Genomic DNA, 17435 nt, shown 5'->3' on the forward strand with positions numbered 1-17435 from the left:
ACAATTTTTTGCGTCATTGCGAAAAAATGAGCACCCAATGTGTTAGATGCTCCCTTCTAAAATTACATATAATTCATACTTCACTCTTCTTTCTCTATTTTCACTTTAATAATATTCGTTTGATTTGAGGGAACAATGGCCCCCTCTTTCATACTTTTTTCAAACTCTTCACCAAGCCTGCTTTTTATAAAATTAAGCAAGAAATTCATCTGAGATTGCAACTCTTCTATCTGCTTTCGCATATTCAAAATTACTTCAACCCCTGCCAGATTTACCCCTAAATCTTTAGTCAAAGTTATTATAAACTTTAACCTTTCAATATCTTCATCAGAGTAAAGCCTTGTATTACCCTCCGTCCTTGTAGGTTTGACAAATCCCAATCTCTCATACTGTCTTAAAGTTTGAGGGTGAATATTTAACATTTCCGACACAATGCTTATTACATACAAAGGTTTCTTCCTCATAATCCACCTCTTTATAATCTACCCTTTGCAAGCAATTTCTCTCTATCAGTTATATGATACCGCTTTTTCATCTCTTTCAGTACATTTCTATCAGATTCAATCGCCACAGCAGGGATTTTAACATTTATCACAATATAAAGATCACCATTTCCCCCACCTTTTAAGTGAGGCACTCCTTTTCCTCTTATCCTAAATTTTTGCCCAGGCTGTGTACCTGCTGGGATATTTATATTAACAGCACCGTATGGTGTTGGCACTGTAATTTTCTCACCCAAAGCAGCTTCAAACATATCAATATCAACGTTTACATACAGGTTATCCCCTTCACGTTTATATACCTCATGTGGGATAACCTTAGTGACAATATAAAGGTCTCCACTTGGGCCACCATTTATGCCATCATTACCTTTTCCTGGTACTCTAATCTTTGAGTTGTTATCCACACCCGCAGGAATCTTAACCTTAATACGCTCACTTACGTAAAATCTACCTTTACCACCGCACTTTTCACAAGGTTTGTAAACTATCTCTCCTTCACCTTTACACTGAGGACACGTTGTAGATATTGAGAAAAATCCAGAACCTTGCCTTACAGTCCCTTTACCACCACACACTCCACAAACAGACCTCTCTCCACCTTTTCCTTTGCACACATCACAATTTTTCAACCTGTTGACAGATAGTTCTATTGTATTACCAAAAATAACATCTCTAAAAGGTATTTGAACTGTATAATACAAATCCTCCCCTTTTTGAGCGTAAGAAGAGGTAGTTCTTCTTTTACCATTGGTTGAAGCTCTACCAAAAAGATCTTCAAATATATCTTTGAAAATATCAAAATCTTCAAAAGTTGTTCTAAAGTTTTCAAAATTCATATTTGAGAAGTCATAACCCTGTCCACTTGATGTAAACGCATCATGACCCAACGTATCATACTGTTTTCTTTTTTCAGGATCTGATAATACTGCATAAGCCTCGGATATTTTCTTAAACTTTTCTTCAGCCTCTTTATTCCCAGGGTTCAAATCCGGATGGTATTTTCTGGCCAGTTTTCTGTATGCTTTTTTAATCTCTTCCTGAGTTGCGTTCCTGCTTACGCCCAATATATCATAATATGTCTCTGCCATATCATTCCCTCTTAATTCGATATTTTAATCAAAGAGGGGCATAAATCTGCCCCATTAATCTTCTTTTACCACCTCAATTACCTTTGGTTTTGATTTTTCAATCTTCTCAAGTATAATTTTTAAAATACCGTCTTTCAAATTGGCTTTAACCTTATTCACATCAATATTTTCTGGTAATTGAAAAGATCTGGAAAATTTACCATATGGTCTTTCAAGCCTGTAATAACTTTCTTTATTAACATCAGGTAGTTTTCTTTCCCCTTTAATTGTGAGGATGTTGTCAGATATCTGAATATCTATATCACCTTCTTTTAAACCAGGAACCTCCACTATCAATAAAACTTCTTTATCTGTCTCCAACACATCAACGGGAGGTATCCAGTCATTTTGAATCCCACCTTTCCTAGAGGACAAAGTGTCGTCAAATAATCTGTTAATTCTTTCCTGGATAGTCATCAAATCTTTTAATGGATCCCATCTAACTATTGCCATTTCAACCTCCTTTTATTTTAGTCGATTATTAAAATATATTTGAGTCGATTTATGTCAAGTCCTTTTATTAAATTTCACTCACATTTTTTAAAAATTATTCTATACCTTAATTATCAATAGGTTAAAAATTATAACTTAAAACAATATCAAGCTCTTTCATAAAAATTTTAGGGATTTAATAGCAAATTGGAGGCAGTTACTAAGCTATCTCTTTCTGAATTTTTTCAGTATACCAAAACCTTTCTGTTTTGCTTTAGCATAAAGTATTCCATCATCCCCCTTAAAAACATCAAGACTCATCCCAATCTTAGGGGATTTTTTGTCCACGTATCTTGCCAAAAACTTTTTCTGCTTTCTCTTTACCATAATAAGATCTAATGGTGCTTCAACACCTTCTGGAGTTACGTACAATCTTGTAAATGAGTGAATTCTAGGTGTCTTACTTAACCTTTCTTTTTTAACCCGATTATTTTTTGACAAATTGTATTGAGATTTTACAGTTTTACTTCTTCTTTTCAAGATTATTACAAAGTTATTAGTGGCAATTCCTCCTATACTTTGAGTCAATGCCACATCACATCTAGATGGGGTTATTTCATCAGAATAATCACCCATCATTATCCTAAAAACTTCTACTACTTGTGCTAATCCTGAAGCACCCACCGGATGCCCTCTCGATTTTAAACCTCCAGAAATATTGACTGGCAATAATCCGTTGTGATACCCCTGTTTCTCATCATAAAACTTTAATATCTTATCCCTTGGAACCAATCCGATGTCTACAAGTCCGGTAATTTCAAACGGAGTAAAGGCATCATGAATCTCAGCAAATTCAATATCTTTAGGAGATATATCAGACATTTTAAAAGCCTGATTTGCCGCAACTTTTGTAGATTCAAATGAAGTAATTATACTCCTCTCACTAAGTGCTTGTCTATCTGTTCCCTGACCAACACCTAATACTTCCACTTCCCCCTTTTCACTGGAAAGGTAAATGACAGCAGCCCCATCACTTATCGGCGCACAATCATATAGACATAATGGAGAAGAAATCATTTTGCTGTTACTGTATGTTTCAAAATCAATCTCCTTTTTAAAATGTGCAAAAACATTAAATTTGCCGTAAAAATGATTCTTCTCTGCCACAGCAAAAAGCAGCTTTTTCAAATCTTCCTTTTTCAATTTATTTTCATAGGCAAACCTGGTTGTCACAAGAGCTGCAAGAGCAGGCATAGAAGCCCCTGTTTTCCTTTCAAGGGGATGAATTACTTCCGATAATATTTTTGTAACTTTAGATGTAGGCATATCAGTCATCTTTTCAGCAGCAATAACAAGTACATTTTTATAAATACCTGATTTTATAGCCGAGTACGCATAATACAAAACAGCAGCTCCTGTGGAAGATGCTGTCTCAATCCTTACTGCAGGTATTTTATAAAGTCCGAGTTTATCTGTTATATAAGAAGCAATATTTCCTACACCTGTAAACTCTTCAGGATTCATAAGACCTATAAAAAGGGCATCCACATCTGTTACATCCACATTCAAATTGTAAACAGCTTCTTTAATTAGATTTATGATATTTTTTTTAGAGTTACCAAAATGACTTAATGCCGCTTTATAAATATAGACTGACATATGACAACTCCCCCACCAAAAAACCTTAAAAACTTTATATATCAAATTGTTAAAAATTTCTACATATTAGTTATTGAGTATTTATCAATTTTAACTTATAAAGACTCCCGTATGTATGTAAACATATTGTCTAAAAAACTCTACTTCGAGGGGTAAAATGCATCAGCTTAATGTAGTAGTATTAATCTCCGGTTTAGTAGGTGGCCTCGGAATGTTTTTGTTTGGTATGAAAATGATGTCCGAAGGCCTCCAAAAAACTGCTGGCAACAGTTTAAGAAAAATCCTGGAAAAGCTTACTTCAAACAGAGTCATTGGTACACTTGTGGGGCTTGTGGTCACAGCTATTATTCAGAGTAGCTCTGCCACCACAGTTATGGTAGTAGGATTTGTAAATGCAGGTCTGATGAACCTTATGCAGGCACTCAGTATTGTTCTCGGTGCAAATATTGGAACAACCGTCACTGCCCAGCTGATCGCCTTTAAAATTAGCAAATTCGCCTTGCCTGCAATAGGTATTGGTGCATTCATGCGACTTTTTTCAAAGAAAAAGAAAAGGCAATATTTAGGTGAGATTTTGATAGGTTTTGGCCTTCTCTTTTTAGGATTAGATACAATGAAACATGCCTTTGTTCCATTAAGAGAATTGGAACAGTTTAAAAACGCTTTTATTGTTTTTTCTAAAAATCCTGTATTAGGTGTAATGGCTGGTGCTCTTCTTACTATGATCGTTCAAAGTAGCTCAGCTACTATAGGTATTACAATAGCCCTTGCCACCACCGGTTTAATAGATTTTTACGGAGCCGCATCATTGATTCTTGGTGAAAACATAGGTACCACCATCACTGCAAATCTTGCGGCTATTGGTACAAATTCTACGGCAAAAAAAGCAGCTCTTGGTCATTTGCTCTTTAATATTTTCGGTGTTTTATACATGCTAATTTTCTTAAAATATTTTGTTCATTTTATCGATATCATAACTCCAGGAAATCCGGACTTTATTGCTGCTGATGGTTCTAAACCATACATAGCAAGACATATGGCTAATATTCATACAATGTTCAATATTATCAATACCATAATATTTCTACCTTTTCTTCATATTCTTGCAAAAATATGCGATAAATTAATAAAATCGGATGACGCCGAAGAAGCTTATAAACTGGTTTATATTGATGATAGATTAATAGAAACTCCACCTATCGCAGTTGCTCAAGCTCGTAAAGAAACTGAAAGGATGAGCCAAATTGCCCTTGATATGTTAAAGCTCTCCAAAGAAGCTTTTAATAAACGAGATTTAAAAATAATTAATGAAATTTATAAAATGGAAGAAAAGGTTGATTTGTTGGAAAGGGACATTTCACAATTCCTTGTAAAACTTTTCCAAAAACCGATCAGTGAAGCAAATTCTCAGGTTATAAACAACATCTTACATGTTTTACATGATATTGAAAAAATTGCAGATCACGCAGAAAATATCGGCAAATTTATGGAAAGATGCATTGAGCAAAACATAACATTTTCTAAACAGGCAATGGATGAAGCTAATCAACTCTTTGATGTGGTTATAAGATTCTGTTCTTACGTTTTTGAAGAATACAACAGTGGTGATCTACCAAAACAGATTGATACCGAAGATGAAAACCTTATAGATCAGCTTAGAAAAGAATTTAAAAATAACCATATGCAAAGACTTAACGAAGGTGCATGTAGTGTAAAAGCAGGTATTATGTACGTAGATATTTTAAACAATCTGGAAAAAGCAGGAGACCATGCTTTTAATATTGCACAAGTTATTATGGGTATCACTAAATGAGAGCAGCCGGTATTGATATTGGCACAAATACTATTAGGCTTATTATTGCTGATATAAAAGACAGCAAAATCGACAGAATAATTTACCAAGATAGAAAAATAACAAGACTTGGGGAAGGTATTATCCATACTAACGAACTGGATGAACAAGCCATTTTAAGAACTATTTTAGCATTAAAAACATTCAAAGAGACAATAGACCATTTTTTTATAAACAAATATTATGCAGTAGCAACAAGCGCTGTAAGAGAAGCAAAAAACGGTAACAAATTTATAAAGCTTTGCAATGAAATTGGCTTAAATGTCGATATAATAGATGGTAACGAAGAAGCAAAACTTATTTATTTGGGAGTTACGTCATCTTTAGATATCGATAATAAAAACCCTTTAATTTTTGATATAGGAGGAGGTTCCACAGAGTTTATCCTCAATAAAGACGACAAAATAAATTACAAAAGTATTAAACTCGGTGTAGTAAAACTTGCTGATGAGATAAACTTCTTTGATATAATAACAGATGAGGTTATTGAAAAAACAAATTCAATTATTGAAAATAAATTGAATGAGATCCCTTTCTTGAAAGAAGCCGACACTCTTATAGCAACAGCCGGCACTCCAACCACTTTAGCAGCAATCGATTTGGAGCTTGAAGATTATGATTACAGAAAAGTCCATGGTTATGAGTTAACCAAAGAAGAGATTCTGAATATTTTCGAAAAATTAAGATCTATGACCTCCAAAGAGAGAAAAGAAATCAAAGGGCTTGAAGAAGGCAGAGAAGACCTTATTATCCCTGGCACCCTTATAATACTCAAAATAATGGAACTTACAGGTTGTGAAAAGTTAATTGTAAGTGATTTTGGGTTGAGGGAAGGTATAGTAATCCATGCAGCAACAGTTAATTAGCCTCTTCACTACCCCACTTCTTACAGGATTTGTTGGTTATTTTACAAACTATCTTGCCATAAAAATGCTCTTTAGACCCTATAAAAAAAGATGGTATTCTTTTGGTTGGCAAGGCGTTATTCCCAAAAATAGGAAAAAATTAGCCTCTGAAATAGGTAAACTTGTAGGTGAAGAATTAATCACGGAAGAAGAACTACAAAAGGCCATTGAATCAGAAAGATTTCAATATGTCTTAGAACACACTGTAAACAATGAAATTAAAAACTTCTTAAAAAAAGATTTTGGCACATTAGCCGATATAATAGACCGTTTCGGCCTTGATACTGAAAAACTTTTAAAAAGGATTTTTCACTCGGAAAAAACAAAAGAAACTATAAACAAATTGTTAAATAACCTTATTAACGGCTTAATCGAAAACCTATCAAATAAAAAAATCAAAGATATAGATACATTAAAACCATTATTACTTAATACAATTAATAATTTGTTTGAAAACAAAAAAATTAAAGATTACCTGGCCAATGAATTTATCTCACTTATCAATAACTTCATACTTTCAGGTAAAAGTATATCAGATTTGCTCACCACAAAACAAAAAGATACCATTATAGAAAAAGGGAAAGAATTTTCGGAAAAATTTCTCAACTTTATTGATAACCTTTTGAAAGATGAAAAAATCAAAAAAAATATTGCTAAAAGAATTATTGAAATAAAAAATCAGTATTTTGGTGAAGGCTTTTTTGATCAGTTAAAATTGGGTGTTTTGAATATTTTTCTCAACGAAGATACGATAAATGAACTTGTATCAAATGAGTTGCCAAAAATAATATATTCAATCAAAAATGATAAAGAGATAAAAGAAAAAATTGACAATATCATCGAAGAAAAGATAGAGCAGTTTTTATCAACACCTATTTACAAACATGCTGAAAAAATAGGTATAGAAAACCTATACGCCACTTACACAAAGTTCATCGATTGGTTTAAAGAGAGTTTTTTCTCTCATACTTTAAAAAACAAAGTGCATGATAAAGTAGAAGTATTTTTTGAGCAAAATTCAGAATATACTCTCAAAGGAGTTCTAGACTCTTTTGGATTTAAAATAGAAAATCTGAGCCACATATTTAACAGAACAGATCATTCAGTGGAAAATATAATACACTATATCATAAAAGGTTTTCAAGAAACCTTGCAAGGTATTAAAATTGATAATCTGTATGATAAAATACCAGAAACCACTTTTGAAAATGTAAAAACTACAATAATAAACAGTATCAACAGTATTTTAAAATCAAACATCGACAAAATCGTCTATTCGCTAAACATTGACAAACTTGTTGAAGAAAAAATAAATTCTTTGGACCTTTATAAGCTAGAAAATCTAATTTTCTCATTTATGAAAGATCAGTTTAAGTGGATCAACATCTTAGGTTTTGTTTTAGGATTCATTTTCGGTTTTATCCAATCGATAGTCTTATTACTTATTTCATAAAAAAAAGGCGGCCTAAGCCGCCTTATCTTATCTATATATCAGATTTGGTAAAAACAGTGAGATCTGTGGCACGTAGGTAATAATTATCAAACCGATTAGCAGAGCAAAAAACCACGGCATGGAAGCTCGAATCACTTCCTGAAGATTCATCCCTGATACACCACTTGCCACAAACAGGTTTAACCCTACCGGTGGAGTAAGCATACCGATTTCCATATTTACTGTAATAATCACACCAAGATGAATCGGATCGATCCCCAATTTAACTGCAGCAGGAAATATAAGTGGTGCCACAATCATAATAAGGCTAGATGGCTCCATGAAATTACCACCAATGAGCAACAAAATATTTACGAATATCAAAAATACAACCTTATTAAAATTCATATCGATAATCCATTGAGCAAGTGCTTGAGGAATTTGCTGAATAGTTAAGAAATAAGCAAACAACATAGCATTAGCAATAATAAACAGAATCATTGCAGAAGTGGCAGCAGAAGTCATTATAACCCTAGGAATCATAGACCATTTCAAATCTTTGTATATGAATTTAACCACGAAGAAACCGTAAACAGCAGAAACAGCAGCAGCCTCTGTAGGAGTAAAAATACCACCATAAATACCACCAATTACGATAACTATTACAAATAATCCCCAGGACGCCTCTTTGAAAGATGACCAAATCTCTTTAAAAGGTGCTCTTTTTTCTTTCTTAAACCCTGCTCTTCTTGCTGCAATATATGTCACAATCATAAGCATTGTACCCAAAAATACACCAGGAACAAAACCGGCCATAAAAAGCTTACCAATGGATTGATCTACTGTAACACCGTATACTATCAATACTATAGATGGAGGAATCAAAATACCAAGGGAACCAGCACAAACAATGGAACCCACAGAAAATTTTGGAGAATACCCTGCCTGTTGAATTGCTCCAATCATAATAGAACCGATAGCAGCCACAGTTGCAGGAGAAGAACCACTAACAGCAGCAAAAATGATACAGGCAAAAATGGCACTCATAGGAAGTCCGCCTGGTAAATGACCAACCACTGCTTTGGCAAATTTAATAATTCTCTCTGCTGCACCACCTTGAGAAAGAAAATTACCGGCAAGTACAAATAGAGGAATAGCCATCAATGCAAACTTATCTATAGATGTAAACATTTTTTGAGCAATAACCAATGTCGGCTGATCTGTAAAAATTAACATAGAAATTGTAGTGGAAAGCCCCAGGGAAACGGCTATAGGGATCCCCATTATCAAAAATAGAAATAATAGTCCAAATAATGTAATCGTAACCATCAGTGCTGCTCCTTCATAATCATGTCATAACTAAATTTATCGGAAGGTATTCTAATTGTCGCAATTATCTTTAATAAAACCTGATAAGCCGCAATAGACATAGTAATTGGTACACAAAGATAAATTATCCAAAAAGGCATATGTAAGTCTATGGATACTTGCTCTAATTCATAATTAAACAGAACAAAATCATATCCCCATTTAACTAAGCAACATAGATATATGAAAATTATAACCAATGATATGGTTAAAACAACTTTTGCAACCTTTGGCCTCAATGCCTGAATAACCGCCGTCACACCTATATGCAAACCTATCTTAAAACCGTATGCTGCACCGAAAAGAGCCGACCATATGAACAGATATGAAGTAAGCTCACCAGCCCAAACCATTGATGTATTAAAAATATATCTTAATACCACATTGATAAAAGCTACTAACGTAGCTGCAGCCATCATTACGGTCATTACTGTCATATTCAAATAATCTAACCATTTATCCAACAATTTAAAAAGCTTCTTCATACTTTGCTCTCCCCATAAAAATAACCCGGCTTTTAAAAAGCCGGGTTTACTGGTTTAAAAATTTATCTTCTCTATTTTGTATTCAATGCTGCCTCAATGAATTCTTTACCGATTACATCATAGAATTTTGGATAAATTGTCATCATAGTTTTTTTCCAGATAGCTCTTTCTTCAGGTGTCAACACATGGATTTGAATTCTACCGTACTCTTTAACCTTGTTGTAGTAATATTCATCAAGTTCTTTAGCAAGTTTTCTTTCATACTCGGTAGCTTCTTTAACTGCATCCATGAACACTTTATCTAAGCCAGCTTTTTTCAATTTTTTCATGAATATTTTATTACTTACAAGCATATAACCAAGATATCCATGATAACTTACTGTCAAATATTTTTGCACTTCATAAAACTTCTTTGTATAAAAGTTAGACCATGGGTTTTCAGCACCATCCACTACACCTTGCTGAAGAGCTGAGTATACTTCAGAGAATGGTAAAACGTGAGGAATAGCACCTATAACCTTAAACTGCTCTTCAAGCACCTTAGAAGACATAATTCTAAACTTGATACCTTTTGCGTCTTCAGGCTTGATTATTGGTCTTATACTGTTTGATAATACTTTAAATCCGTTGTCCCAGTAAGCAAGACCTACAAGACCTCTTTTCTCAACAAGTTTTAAAATCTTTTCACCATATTCGCTATCCATAAATTTGTGAAGATGTTCTACAGAATCGAAAAGGAATGGAAGGTCAAAAAGCTGTAACTGAGGCACAAACCCTGTAAATTTAGAGAAACTTGGACATGCAAGCTGAATAGCATTCATTTTCAATGCTTCAACAGCCTCTCTGTCACCATAAAGAGAAGCATTAGGATAAACTTCTACTTTAATTTTACCATTTGTTCTTTCTTCAAGAATCTTCTTTAAGTATTCAGCTGCTTTCCCCTTAGGTGTTTCCACAGCAACCACGTGACTAAATTTAACCTTAATAGGCTTTGCAAAAACAGGTGTTACTAAAAGACTAACCATAACCAAGATAAAAAAGATGTTTCTTAAAGACTTCATACACTACCTCCACTTTTTATTGCATTTAAACGCATACTTATAAAAGCAATAATAATGCCAAAACCACAATGTTTAAGCATTGCAGTTTTTATAACGATTTTATGAAATAACCCACCTCTTGTTTTTGCAATTTTGCAATATTCATTTTATCATTTTTTAGCACTTAAACTCAAATTATAGACATTTTATCTTTATTATTATATAGTTATCTACACATCCAAACGAATTGCATTTTTGCAATATATCTGCAAAAAGTTTTCATTTTTATCTCGCTAAACATTTTTTGATTTGACTTTACCCAAAATTTCCAGTAAATAAATTATAAAATATTTTAAGAGGTGATGAATGTATAAAATTGCTGTTTTGCCAGGCGATGGAATCGGACCTGAGGTAATGAAACAAGCAATAAAAGTATTAGACAAAATATCCCAAAAACATAACATCAGTTTGCAATATGAGTTTTCTGATGTTGGCGGTATAGCAATTGATAAATATGATACTCCCTTACCTGAACACACATTAAAAATATGTGAAAACTCCGATGCTATTCTTTTCGGCTCGGTTGGAGGGCCAAAATGGGAAAACTTACCTCCTGATAAACAACCTGAAAGAGGGGCTCTGCTCCCTCTAAGGAAACATTTTAATCTTTTTGCAAATATAAGACCTGTAAAAGTTTTTAAACCTTTAAAGGATTCCTGCAGTTTGAAAGACAATCTAATTGAAGATGGAATTGATATAGTCATTTTCAGAGAGCTTACCAGCGGGATCTATTTCGGACAACCAAAATATATAAGCAAAGATAAAACTTATGCCATAGATACAATGAAATATTCTGTCTCAGAAATAGAAAGAATAGCACGTCTTGCCTTTGAAGCTGCTAGGATTAGAAACAACCGTGTTACATCTGTAGATAAAGCAAATGTCTTAATGAGCAGCATCTTATGGCGTGAAACTGTAACAAAGTTACATGAAGCAGAATACTCAGATGTAGAGCTCAATCATATGTATGTGGACAATGCAGCCATGCAGTTAGTAAGAAATCCTAATCAATTTGATGTCATTTTGACCGGTAACATGTTTGGTGACATTTTAAGTGATGAAGCGGCAATGCTCTCAGGTTCTCTTGGCATGCTTGCCTCCGCATCTATAAACGAATCAGGGTTTGGTCTTTATGAGCCGATAGGTGGCACAGCTCCTGATATTGCAGGACAAAACATTGCCAACCCAATTGCTCAAATTCTATCTGCAGCCTATATGCTTAGATATTCCTTAAAACATGATGTAGCTGCCACTGAAATAGAAAAAGCCATTGAAGAAGTTTTAAATAAGGGATATAGAACCAGAGATATATACACAGGCAAAGAAGGAGAAGTTCTTGTTAATACAGATGAAATGGGTGATCTGATTGTAGAAAATCTTTAATAACCAAAAAAGTAATGAGGGGATATTCCCCTCTATCATCAACAAGTTACTACATAGTTGCCACTGAAAAAGTGGCAACTAATTAATAGTTAATATGTTTTTCCTTATTATACTGATTGTTATCCATCAATTACTAAAATCTGTTATCTTATATAATTTATTGTAAACTCTAAACCTTTTCGGGGGTTCTAAAGGGGGCTTGCCCCCTAAATTAGTTTTCGTTAGAAAACTAATTTATGTAAAAAATAATAAATAAATAAATAATAAATAAATTCTTATCCATTTTATTTTCTTTATAGGGGGTTCTAAAGGGGGCTTGCCCCCTTTAAGTATCATTTTTGCAAATATCACAAATGAATAATTTTCCATTTATCAATAAAATACACTTTTTCAGCAGTAACTACATATTTTCTTGAATAAGCTTTTTCACCTTTTCCACATCTGGCAAAGGTTTCCCTTCATGAACAACCTTTTCATTAATAACAAGTCCAGGTGTAAACATCACATACTTTGAGATTTCATTAATATCTTTCACATATTCCACAGTAGAATCAACCTGGAGCTCTTCAAGGGCCTTTAAGACAACCTGATACAAATATTCGCAATTTCTACAACCTGTTCCCAATACCTTGACATTCATAATTTTCCTCCTTCTAGTTTGTAATAAAGCCATAAATTAGACCTGCAAATGTAGACATAATAACAACAAGAAATACATACACCACAGTTTTCTTAGTACCAATTACACTTCTGATTACCAGCATATTTGGTAAACTCAATGCAGGCCCACTCAGTAAAAGGGCAAGTGCAGGACCTTTGCCCATACCAGCACCAAGCAATCCCTGCAAAATTGGAACTTCAGTAAGTGTGGCAAAATACATAAAAGCACCCACAATGGATGCAAAAAAATTTGCAAAGAAGCTGTTCCCACCTACAAGTTTTTCAATAAAGGAAGCAGGAATAATACCGTTTCCAGTATTTGGCCTTCCAAGTAAAAACCCTGCTATAACAACACCGATAAAAAGTAGAGGAATTATCTGCTTTGAATAACTCCATGTTTCTTCCAACCAATACAATCTCTCATTTTTATTAAACCATTTAAACACAATTACAATTAATCCTACAAAGGATGCAATCACCAAGTACCATTTAATGGAATAAATAAAACTAAAAATTGTCCCGTACTTTTGTGGTTTTGCCCATGTAGCAAAAATTAATATACCAATCATAGAAAGAAAAAATAAGATATCCTTATAAAGCGGTCTCTCTCTATCAATTGTGGGAGTTGGAATATTATTCAACCTCTGATTATCCTCTTTACCAAAAAACATTTCCATCAAAAGTCCTATTATAACTGCAAAAAATACTGCTCCTAAACCCCTTGCCAAACCAAGCTCCCATCCCAAAATTCGAGCGGTTAAAACGATGGCAAGAATATTTATGGCAGGACCTGAATAAACAAAAGCTGTTGCCGGCCCAATACCGGCACCTCGAGCATAAATCCCTGCAAACAAAGGCAGAATCGTGCAGGAACACACAGCCAATATTGTCCCTGAAACAGAAGCCACAGAATAGGAAACAATCTTTTTAGCCCCTTGACCAAAGTATTTAATAACCGATGCTTGAGATACAAAACTTGATATCCCACCAGCAATAAAAAGTGCAGGAATAAGGCAGGTAAGGGTATGTTCTCTCACATATTCCTGCAACATTAATACTGCTTCAAGTACAGCTTTCTGATATTTTTCATGCTCAAAAGGTATGAAATAAAAAATAAAAAAAACAACTAGCAGTCCTATAAAGATATTTCGTTCCTTTTTCTCCACAATTCATCCCCTATATTTTTATGAACGTAAAAATATGGTTATCATTTTTCCTTGTCAATGATTTTATTTTTCTATATATTTTGTCTATGGATAAAATTTCAGAAATTTTTAAATCACTAGGTGAAAAAAACAGGTTAAGAATTGTTCTCCTTTTATCCGAACGTCCTATGTGTGTATGTGAAATTAATGAAGTTCTACACATAGCTCTCTCCACCATATCCGCACATCTGAAAAACCTTAAATATGCCGGATTAATCAAAGATGAAAAAGAAGGAAGATGGGTAATTTATAGACTTTCTGACGACCATTTTGTTCAAGATCTTATTAAAAAAATTAAAGATACATTAAAAAACGACCCGATATTTCTTAAAGATAAAGAAAAAGCACTAAAAGTATCAAGAGAAGACCTATCCTCTTGTTCTTAATAAATCAAGTTCATTTATAATTATAATTATTTTTATAATAATTATAATTTTATTCTTGACAAAAATTTTTTGCGTTTATATTGTTTACTTATGAGGTAAACAATATGGGCGAATACATCACAAGAGAAGTTGATTATGCAATCAGAATTGTGGCTTACCGGAAAAAAAAGATAAAACCAAAATAGCAGAAATTTGTGAAAAACTTTATTTAAAACGCCCCTTCGTCATCAAAATCATTCATATATTAAACAAATGCGGCATTGTCAAAACAACTACCGGTAAAAACGGTGGAATAATATTAAACAAGGATACTTCCAAACTCAGCCTTTATGATATCTTTACCTGTCTTGATTTTAATACATCAATAAATATCTGCGTTAATAAACCTGAACATTGTGAATTAAATCCAATTTGCAATATTACCACTTTTTTCGCTGGTCTTCAAAACTCCATCATTACAAAACTGAAAAACGCAAACATAGAACAATTTATCTTCAGCGATGAAGATTTAGATAAAATTAATCTATCATAGGAGGTAAAAAATGGATGTAGTAGCACTATCAAGGCTACAGTTTGCCTTGACAGCCATGTTTCACTTTATCTTCGTTCCTTTAACCCTTGGTCTTTCTATCTTAGTTGCCATTATGGAAACCCTTTATGTCAAAACTAACAATGAAATGTATTTGAGAATGACCAAATTCTGGGGAAAACTTTTTTTAATCAATTTCGCTCTCGGTGTTGTAACCGGTATTACTATGGAATTTCAGTTCGGAATGAACTGGGCAGAATATTCCAGATATGTCGGTGATATTTTCGGAGCACCCCTTGCTATTGAAGCAACAGTGGCATTCTTCCTTGAATCCACATTTTTAGGGATCTGGATTTTCGGATGGAAAAAAATATCTAAGAGAGCTCATGCCTTTGCAATCTGGATGGTGGCAATCGGCTCAAACCTATCCGCATTATGGATACTAATTGCAAATGCTTGGATGCAAAATCCGGTGGGATATGTTTTACGAAACGGTAGAGCAGAGATGGTGGATTTTGTTGCAGTAGTTTTTTCTAGCTATGCCATTTTCAAGTTTTTACACCAAATATTAGCTGGTTACATCGTCGGATCATTTTTCGTAATGGGAGTATCCGCATACCATTTGCTAAAACAAGCAAATGTGGAGTTTTTCAAAAAATCTTTTAAAATCGCTGCTCTTTTTGCATTAATTGTAAGCTTTGCAGAGTTCTTCATAGGTGACTGGCATGCCCATGAAGTAGCCAAAGTTCAACCTACAAAATTGGCAGCAATGGAATCTTTATGGGAAACACAAAAAGGTGCCCCAATATATCTTTTTACAATCCCAAATGAAGCAAAAGAAGAAAATTTAATCGAAATTTTACCGCTACCAAAATTGCTCAGTTTTTTAGCTTATCATGACTTCAATGCTGAAGTAAAAGGTTTGAAAGCTTTTCCAAAAGAGGAAAGGCCTCCTGTTATGCCTGTATTTTTAAGTTTTAGGTTAATGGTAGTTTTAGGTACACTTTTTATGCTCCTGGCATTGTTAGCATATTATTATAGCAAAAAAGATGTTTTATTAGACAAACAATGGTTTTTGAAAATCATGCTCTACATGATACCTATTCCTTATATAGCAAATTTTCTTGGTTGGATTGTGGCTGAAGTGGGAAGACAGCCTTGGATTGTTTACGGGCTTATGAAAACCTCTGATGGTGTTTCAAAATCAGTTACCATCGATCAAGTATGGTTTTCACTTATAGGTTTTACTCTATTTTACGGATTACTTGGTATAATTGATATTTATTTAATTACAAAATACGCAAAAAAAGGGCCTAAATTGACTGAAGCAAAACAAAAAGTAATTCAGGCATCAACAGTATCAGCATAGGAGGGAACCATGATATATCAAATTATATGGTTTGCACTTTGGGGACTTTTATGGGCCGTTTATTTTATGCTAGATGGATTTGATCTTGGTGCTGGTATATTGCATCCGTTTGTTGCAAAAACAGATGAAGAAAAGAGAATAGTAATTAATACATTAGGACCTGTATGGGACGGTAATGAGGTATGGTTAATTACTGCAGGTGGAGCAACTTTTGCTGCATTCCCTACAACTTATGCTTATATGTTTAGCTACCTTTACACCCCTCTTTTGATACTTTTGTTTGCACTTATTTTTAGAGGAGTTTCTTTTGAGTTTAGAGGTAAAAAAGATAGCCCTGCCTGGAAAAAAGGTTGGGACATTGCTATCTTTGCAGGAAGTTTAATTCCTGCCCTTCTTTTTGGTGTAGCTTTTGGTAATATATTTGCCGGTTTACCAATAGACGAACAAGGATACCATGGAAGTCTTGCCTATCTCTTAAACCCCTATGGAATTTTAACAGGTATACTTTTCGTACTATTATTCATAAATCATGGAGCTTTATGGCTATCCATTAAAACAACCGGTGATCTTTCTAAAAGGGCAAGAAGTATTGCAGTAAAAATATGGCCTTTATTGGTGGCCGTCGCAGTATTATTTTTGATCTTCTCAGCCTTTAAAACTCATCTTTATGATAATTACATCAAAAATCCTGTGTGGTTCATTGTACCTGCCATTGCTGTACTAAGTTTACTCTCTATTTTTGTCCTGATTAAAAACTCACCTGTAAAAGCATTTTTTGCCTCATGCATTACTATTTTAACAGTGATATTTACAGGTATTATTGGTCTGTATCCAAACCTTATTCCATCCAATATTGATCCAAAATACAGCTTAACAGCATTTAACTCATCCTCAAGCACATATACTCTAAAAATTATGACCCTCGTGGTAATAATGTTTGTACCGATTGTTATTTTTTATCAGATTTGGACTTACAAAATATTTAAAGATCCAGTAACACCGGAAGATTTAAAAGATCCAGAAACAGAAGCCTATTAAAA

Annotated in this window: 17 protein-coding genes; 8 read left to right on the top strand and 9 right to left on the bottom strand. The window is 33.7% G+C overall.

What is annotated here, in order from left to right:
• Positions 1-80: 80 nt before the first annotated feature.
• The 4 genes from FHQ18_RS12365 to FHQ18_RS12380 form a co-directional block, all read right to left on the bottom strand.
• Positions 81-464, bottom strand: a complete 384-nt coding sequence (locus FHQ18_RS12365; RefSeq protein ID WP_149267480.1) for a heat shock protein transcriptional repressor HspR — start codon at positions 462-464, stop codon at positions 81-83.
• An 11-nt stretch (positions 465-475) separates the two neighbouring features.
• Positions 476-1591, bottom strand: coding sequence for a molecular chaperone DnaJ (dnaJ, locus tag FHQ18_RS12370; protein WP_149267481.1), 1116 nt, complete (start codon positions 1589-1591; stop codon positions 476-478).
• A 54-nt stretch (positions 1592-1645) separates the two neighbouring features.
• Positions 1646-2083 carry an Hsp20/alpha crystallin family protein gene (locus tag FHQ18_RS12375; protein WP_149267482.1) on the bottom strand — a complete coding sequence of 146 codons (438 nt, stop codon included), beginning with the start codon at positions 2081-2083 and terminating at the stop codon, positions 1646-1648.
• Between the two features lie 204 nt (positions 2084-2287).
• Positions 2288-3721: a thiolase family protein gene (locus tag FHQ18_RS12380; RefSeq protein ID WP_149267483.1), complete on the bottom strand. Its 1434-nt coding sequence runs from the start codon at positions 3719-3721 to the stop codon at positions 2288-2290.
• A 157-nt stretch (positions 3722-3878) separates the two neighbouring features.
• On the opposite strand from FHQ18_RS12380, the gene FHQ18_RS12385 reads away from it, so the two are divergent.
• From FHQ18_RS12385 to FHQ18_RS12395, 3 genes are read left to right on the top strand one after another with little or no spacing between them, the layout of a single operon-like run.
• The gene (locus tag FHQ18_RS12385; protein WP_149267484.1) at positions 3879-5534 is read left to right on the top strand and encodes a Na/Pi cotransporter family protein; all 1656 of its coding nucleotides are present in this window, start codon (positions 3879-3881) and stop codon (positions 5532-5534) included.
• Positions 5531-6439, top strand: a complete 909-nt coding sequence (locus FHQ18_RS12390) for a Ppx/GppA phosphatase family protein (protein ID WP_149267485.1) — start codon at positions 5531-5533, stop codon at positions 6437-6439. Before FHQ18_RS12385 ends, FHQ18_RS12390 begins: the two co-directional genes overlap by 4 nt.
• Entirely contained in the window at positions 6420-7931 is a 1512-nt protein-coding gene (locus FHQ18_RS12395; protein ID WP_149267486.1) for a DUF445 family protein, read from the top strand. The genes FHQ18_RS12390 and FHQ18_RS12395 overlap by 20 nt, the downstream gene beginning before the upstream one ends.
• A gap of 27 nt (positions 7932-7958) precedes the next feature.
• On the opposite strand, the gene FHQ18_RS12400 is transcribed toward FHQ18_RS12395, so the two are convergent.
• From FHQ18_RS12400 to FHQ18_RS12410, 3 genes are all read right to left on the bottom strand, one after another.
• Positions 7959-9239: a TRAP transporter large permease gene (locus FHQ18_RS12400; protein ID WP_149267487.1), complete on the bottom strand. Its 1281-nt coding sequence runs from the start codon at positions 9237-9239 to the stop codon at positions 7959-7961.
• Positions 9239-9763 (bottom strand): TRAP transporter small permease, encoded by a 525-nt coding sequence (locus FHQ18_RS12405; protein ID WP_149267488.1) that lies wholly within the window; start codon positions 9761-9763, stop codon positions 9239-9241. Before FHQ18_RS12405 ends, FHQ18_RS12400 begins: the two co-directional genes overlap by 1 nt.
• 71 nt (positions 9764-9834) lie before the next feature.
• Positions 9835-10824: a TRAP transporter substrate-binding protein gene (locus FHQ18_RS12410; RefSeq protein ID WP_149267489.1), complete on the bottom strand. Its 990-nt coding sequence runs from the start codon at positions 10822-10824 to the stop codon at positions 9835-9837.
• Positions 10825-11169: 345 nt separating this feature from the next.
• Between FHQ18_RS12410 and leuB the strand changes: the two genes are divergently transcribed.
• Positions 11170-12246, top strand: a complete 1077-nt coding sequence (gene leuB / locus FHQ18_RS12415; protein ID WP_149267490.1) for a 3-isopropylmalate dehydrogenase — start codon at positions 11170-11172, stop codon at positions 12244-12246.
• Positions 12247-12646: 400 nt separating this feature from the next.
• Here the strand turns inward: leuB and FHQ18_RS12420 are convergent, their stop codons facing one another.
• Together FHQ18_RS12420 and FHQ18_RS12425 are read right to left on the bottom strand one after the other, a co-directional pair.
• Positions 12647-12886, bottom strand: coding sequence for a thioredoxin family protein (locus FHQ18_RS12420; protein ID WP_149267491.1), 240 nt, complete (start codon positions 12884-12886; stop codon positions 12647-12649).
• 13 nt (positions 12887-12899) lie between these two features.
• On the bottom strand, positions 12900-14072 hold the full coding sequence (locus FHQ18_RS12425; RefSeq protein ID WP_149267492.1) for a permease: 1173 nt from the start codon (positions 14070-14072) through the stop codon (positions 12900-12902).
• 86 nt (positions 14073-14158) lie between these two features.
• On the opposite strand from FHQ18_RS12425, the gene FHQ18_RS12430 reads away from it, so the two are divergent.
• The 4 genes from FHQ18_RS12430 to cydB all read left to right on the top strand — a co-directional run bounded on the left by FHQ18_RS12430 (position 14159) and on the right by cydB (position 17433).
• Entirely contained in the window at positions 14159-14497 is a 339-nt protein-coding gene (locus FHQ18_RS12430; protein WP_246798776.1) for an ArsR/SmtB family transcription factor, read from the top strand.
• 190 nt (positions 14498-14687) lie between these two features.
• Positions 14688-15029, top strand: a complete 342-nt coding sequence (locus tag FHQ18_RS12435; protein WP_246798779.1) for an RrF2 family transcriptional regulator — start codon at positions 14688-14690, stop codon at positions 15027-15029.
• A 10-nt stretch (positions 15030-15039) separates the two neighbouring features.
• Positions 15040-16395, top strand: a complete 1356-nt coding sequence (locus tag FHQ18_RS12440; RefSeq protein ID WP_149267493.1) for a cytochrome ubiquinol oxidase subunit I — start codon at positions 15040-15042, stop codon at positions 16393-16395.
• Positions 16396-16404: 9 nt separating this feature from the next.
• On the top strand, positions 16405-17433 hold the full coding sequence (gene cydB, locus FHQ18_RS12445) for a cytochrome d ubiquinol oxidase subunit II (RefSeq protein ID WP_149267494.1): 1029 nt from the start codon (positions 16405-16407) through the stop codon (positions 17431-17433).
• Positions 17434-17435 lie beyond the last annotated feature (2 nt).

This window comes from Deferribacter autotrophicus, assembly GCF_008362905.1.
Lineage (GTDB): Bacteria > Chrysiogenota > Deferribacteres > Deferribacterales > Deferribacteraceae > Deferribacter > Deferribacter autotrophicus.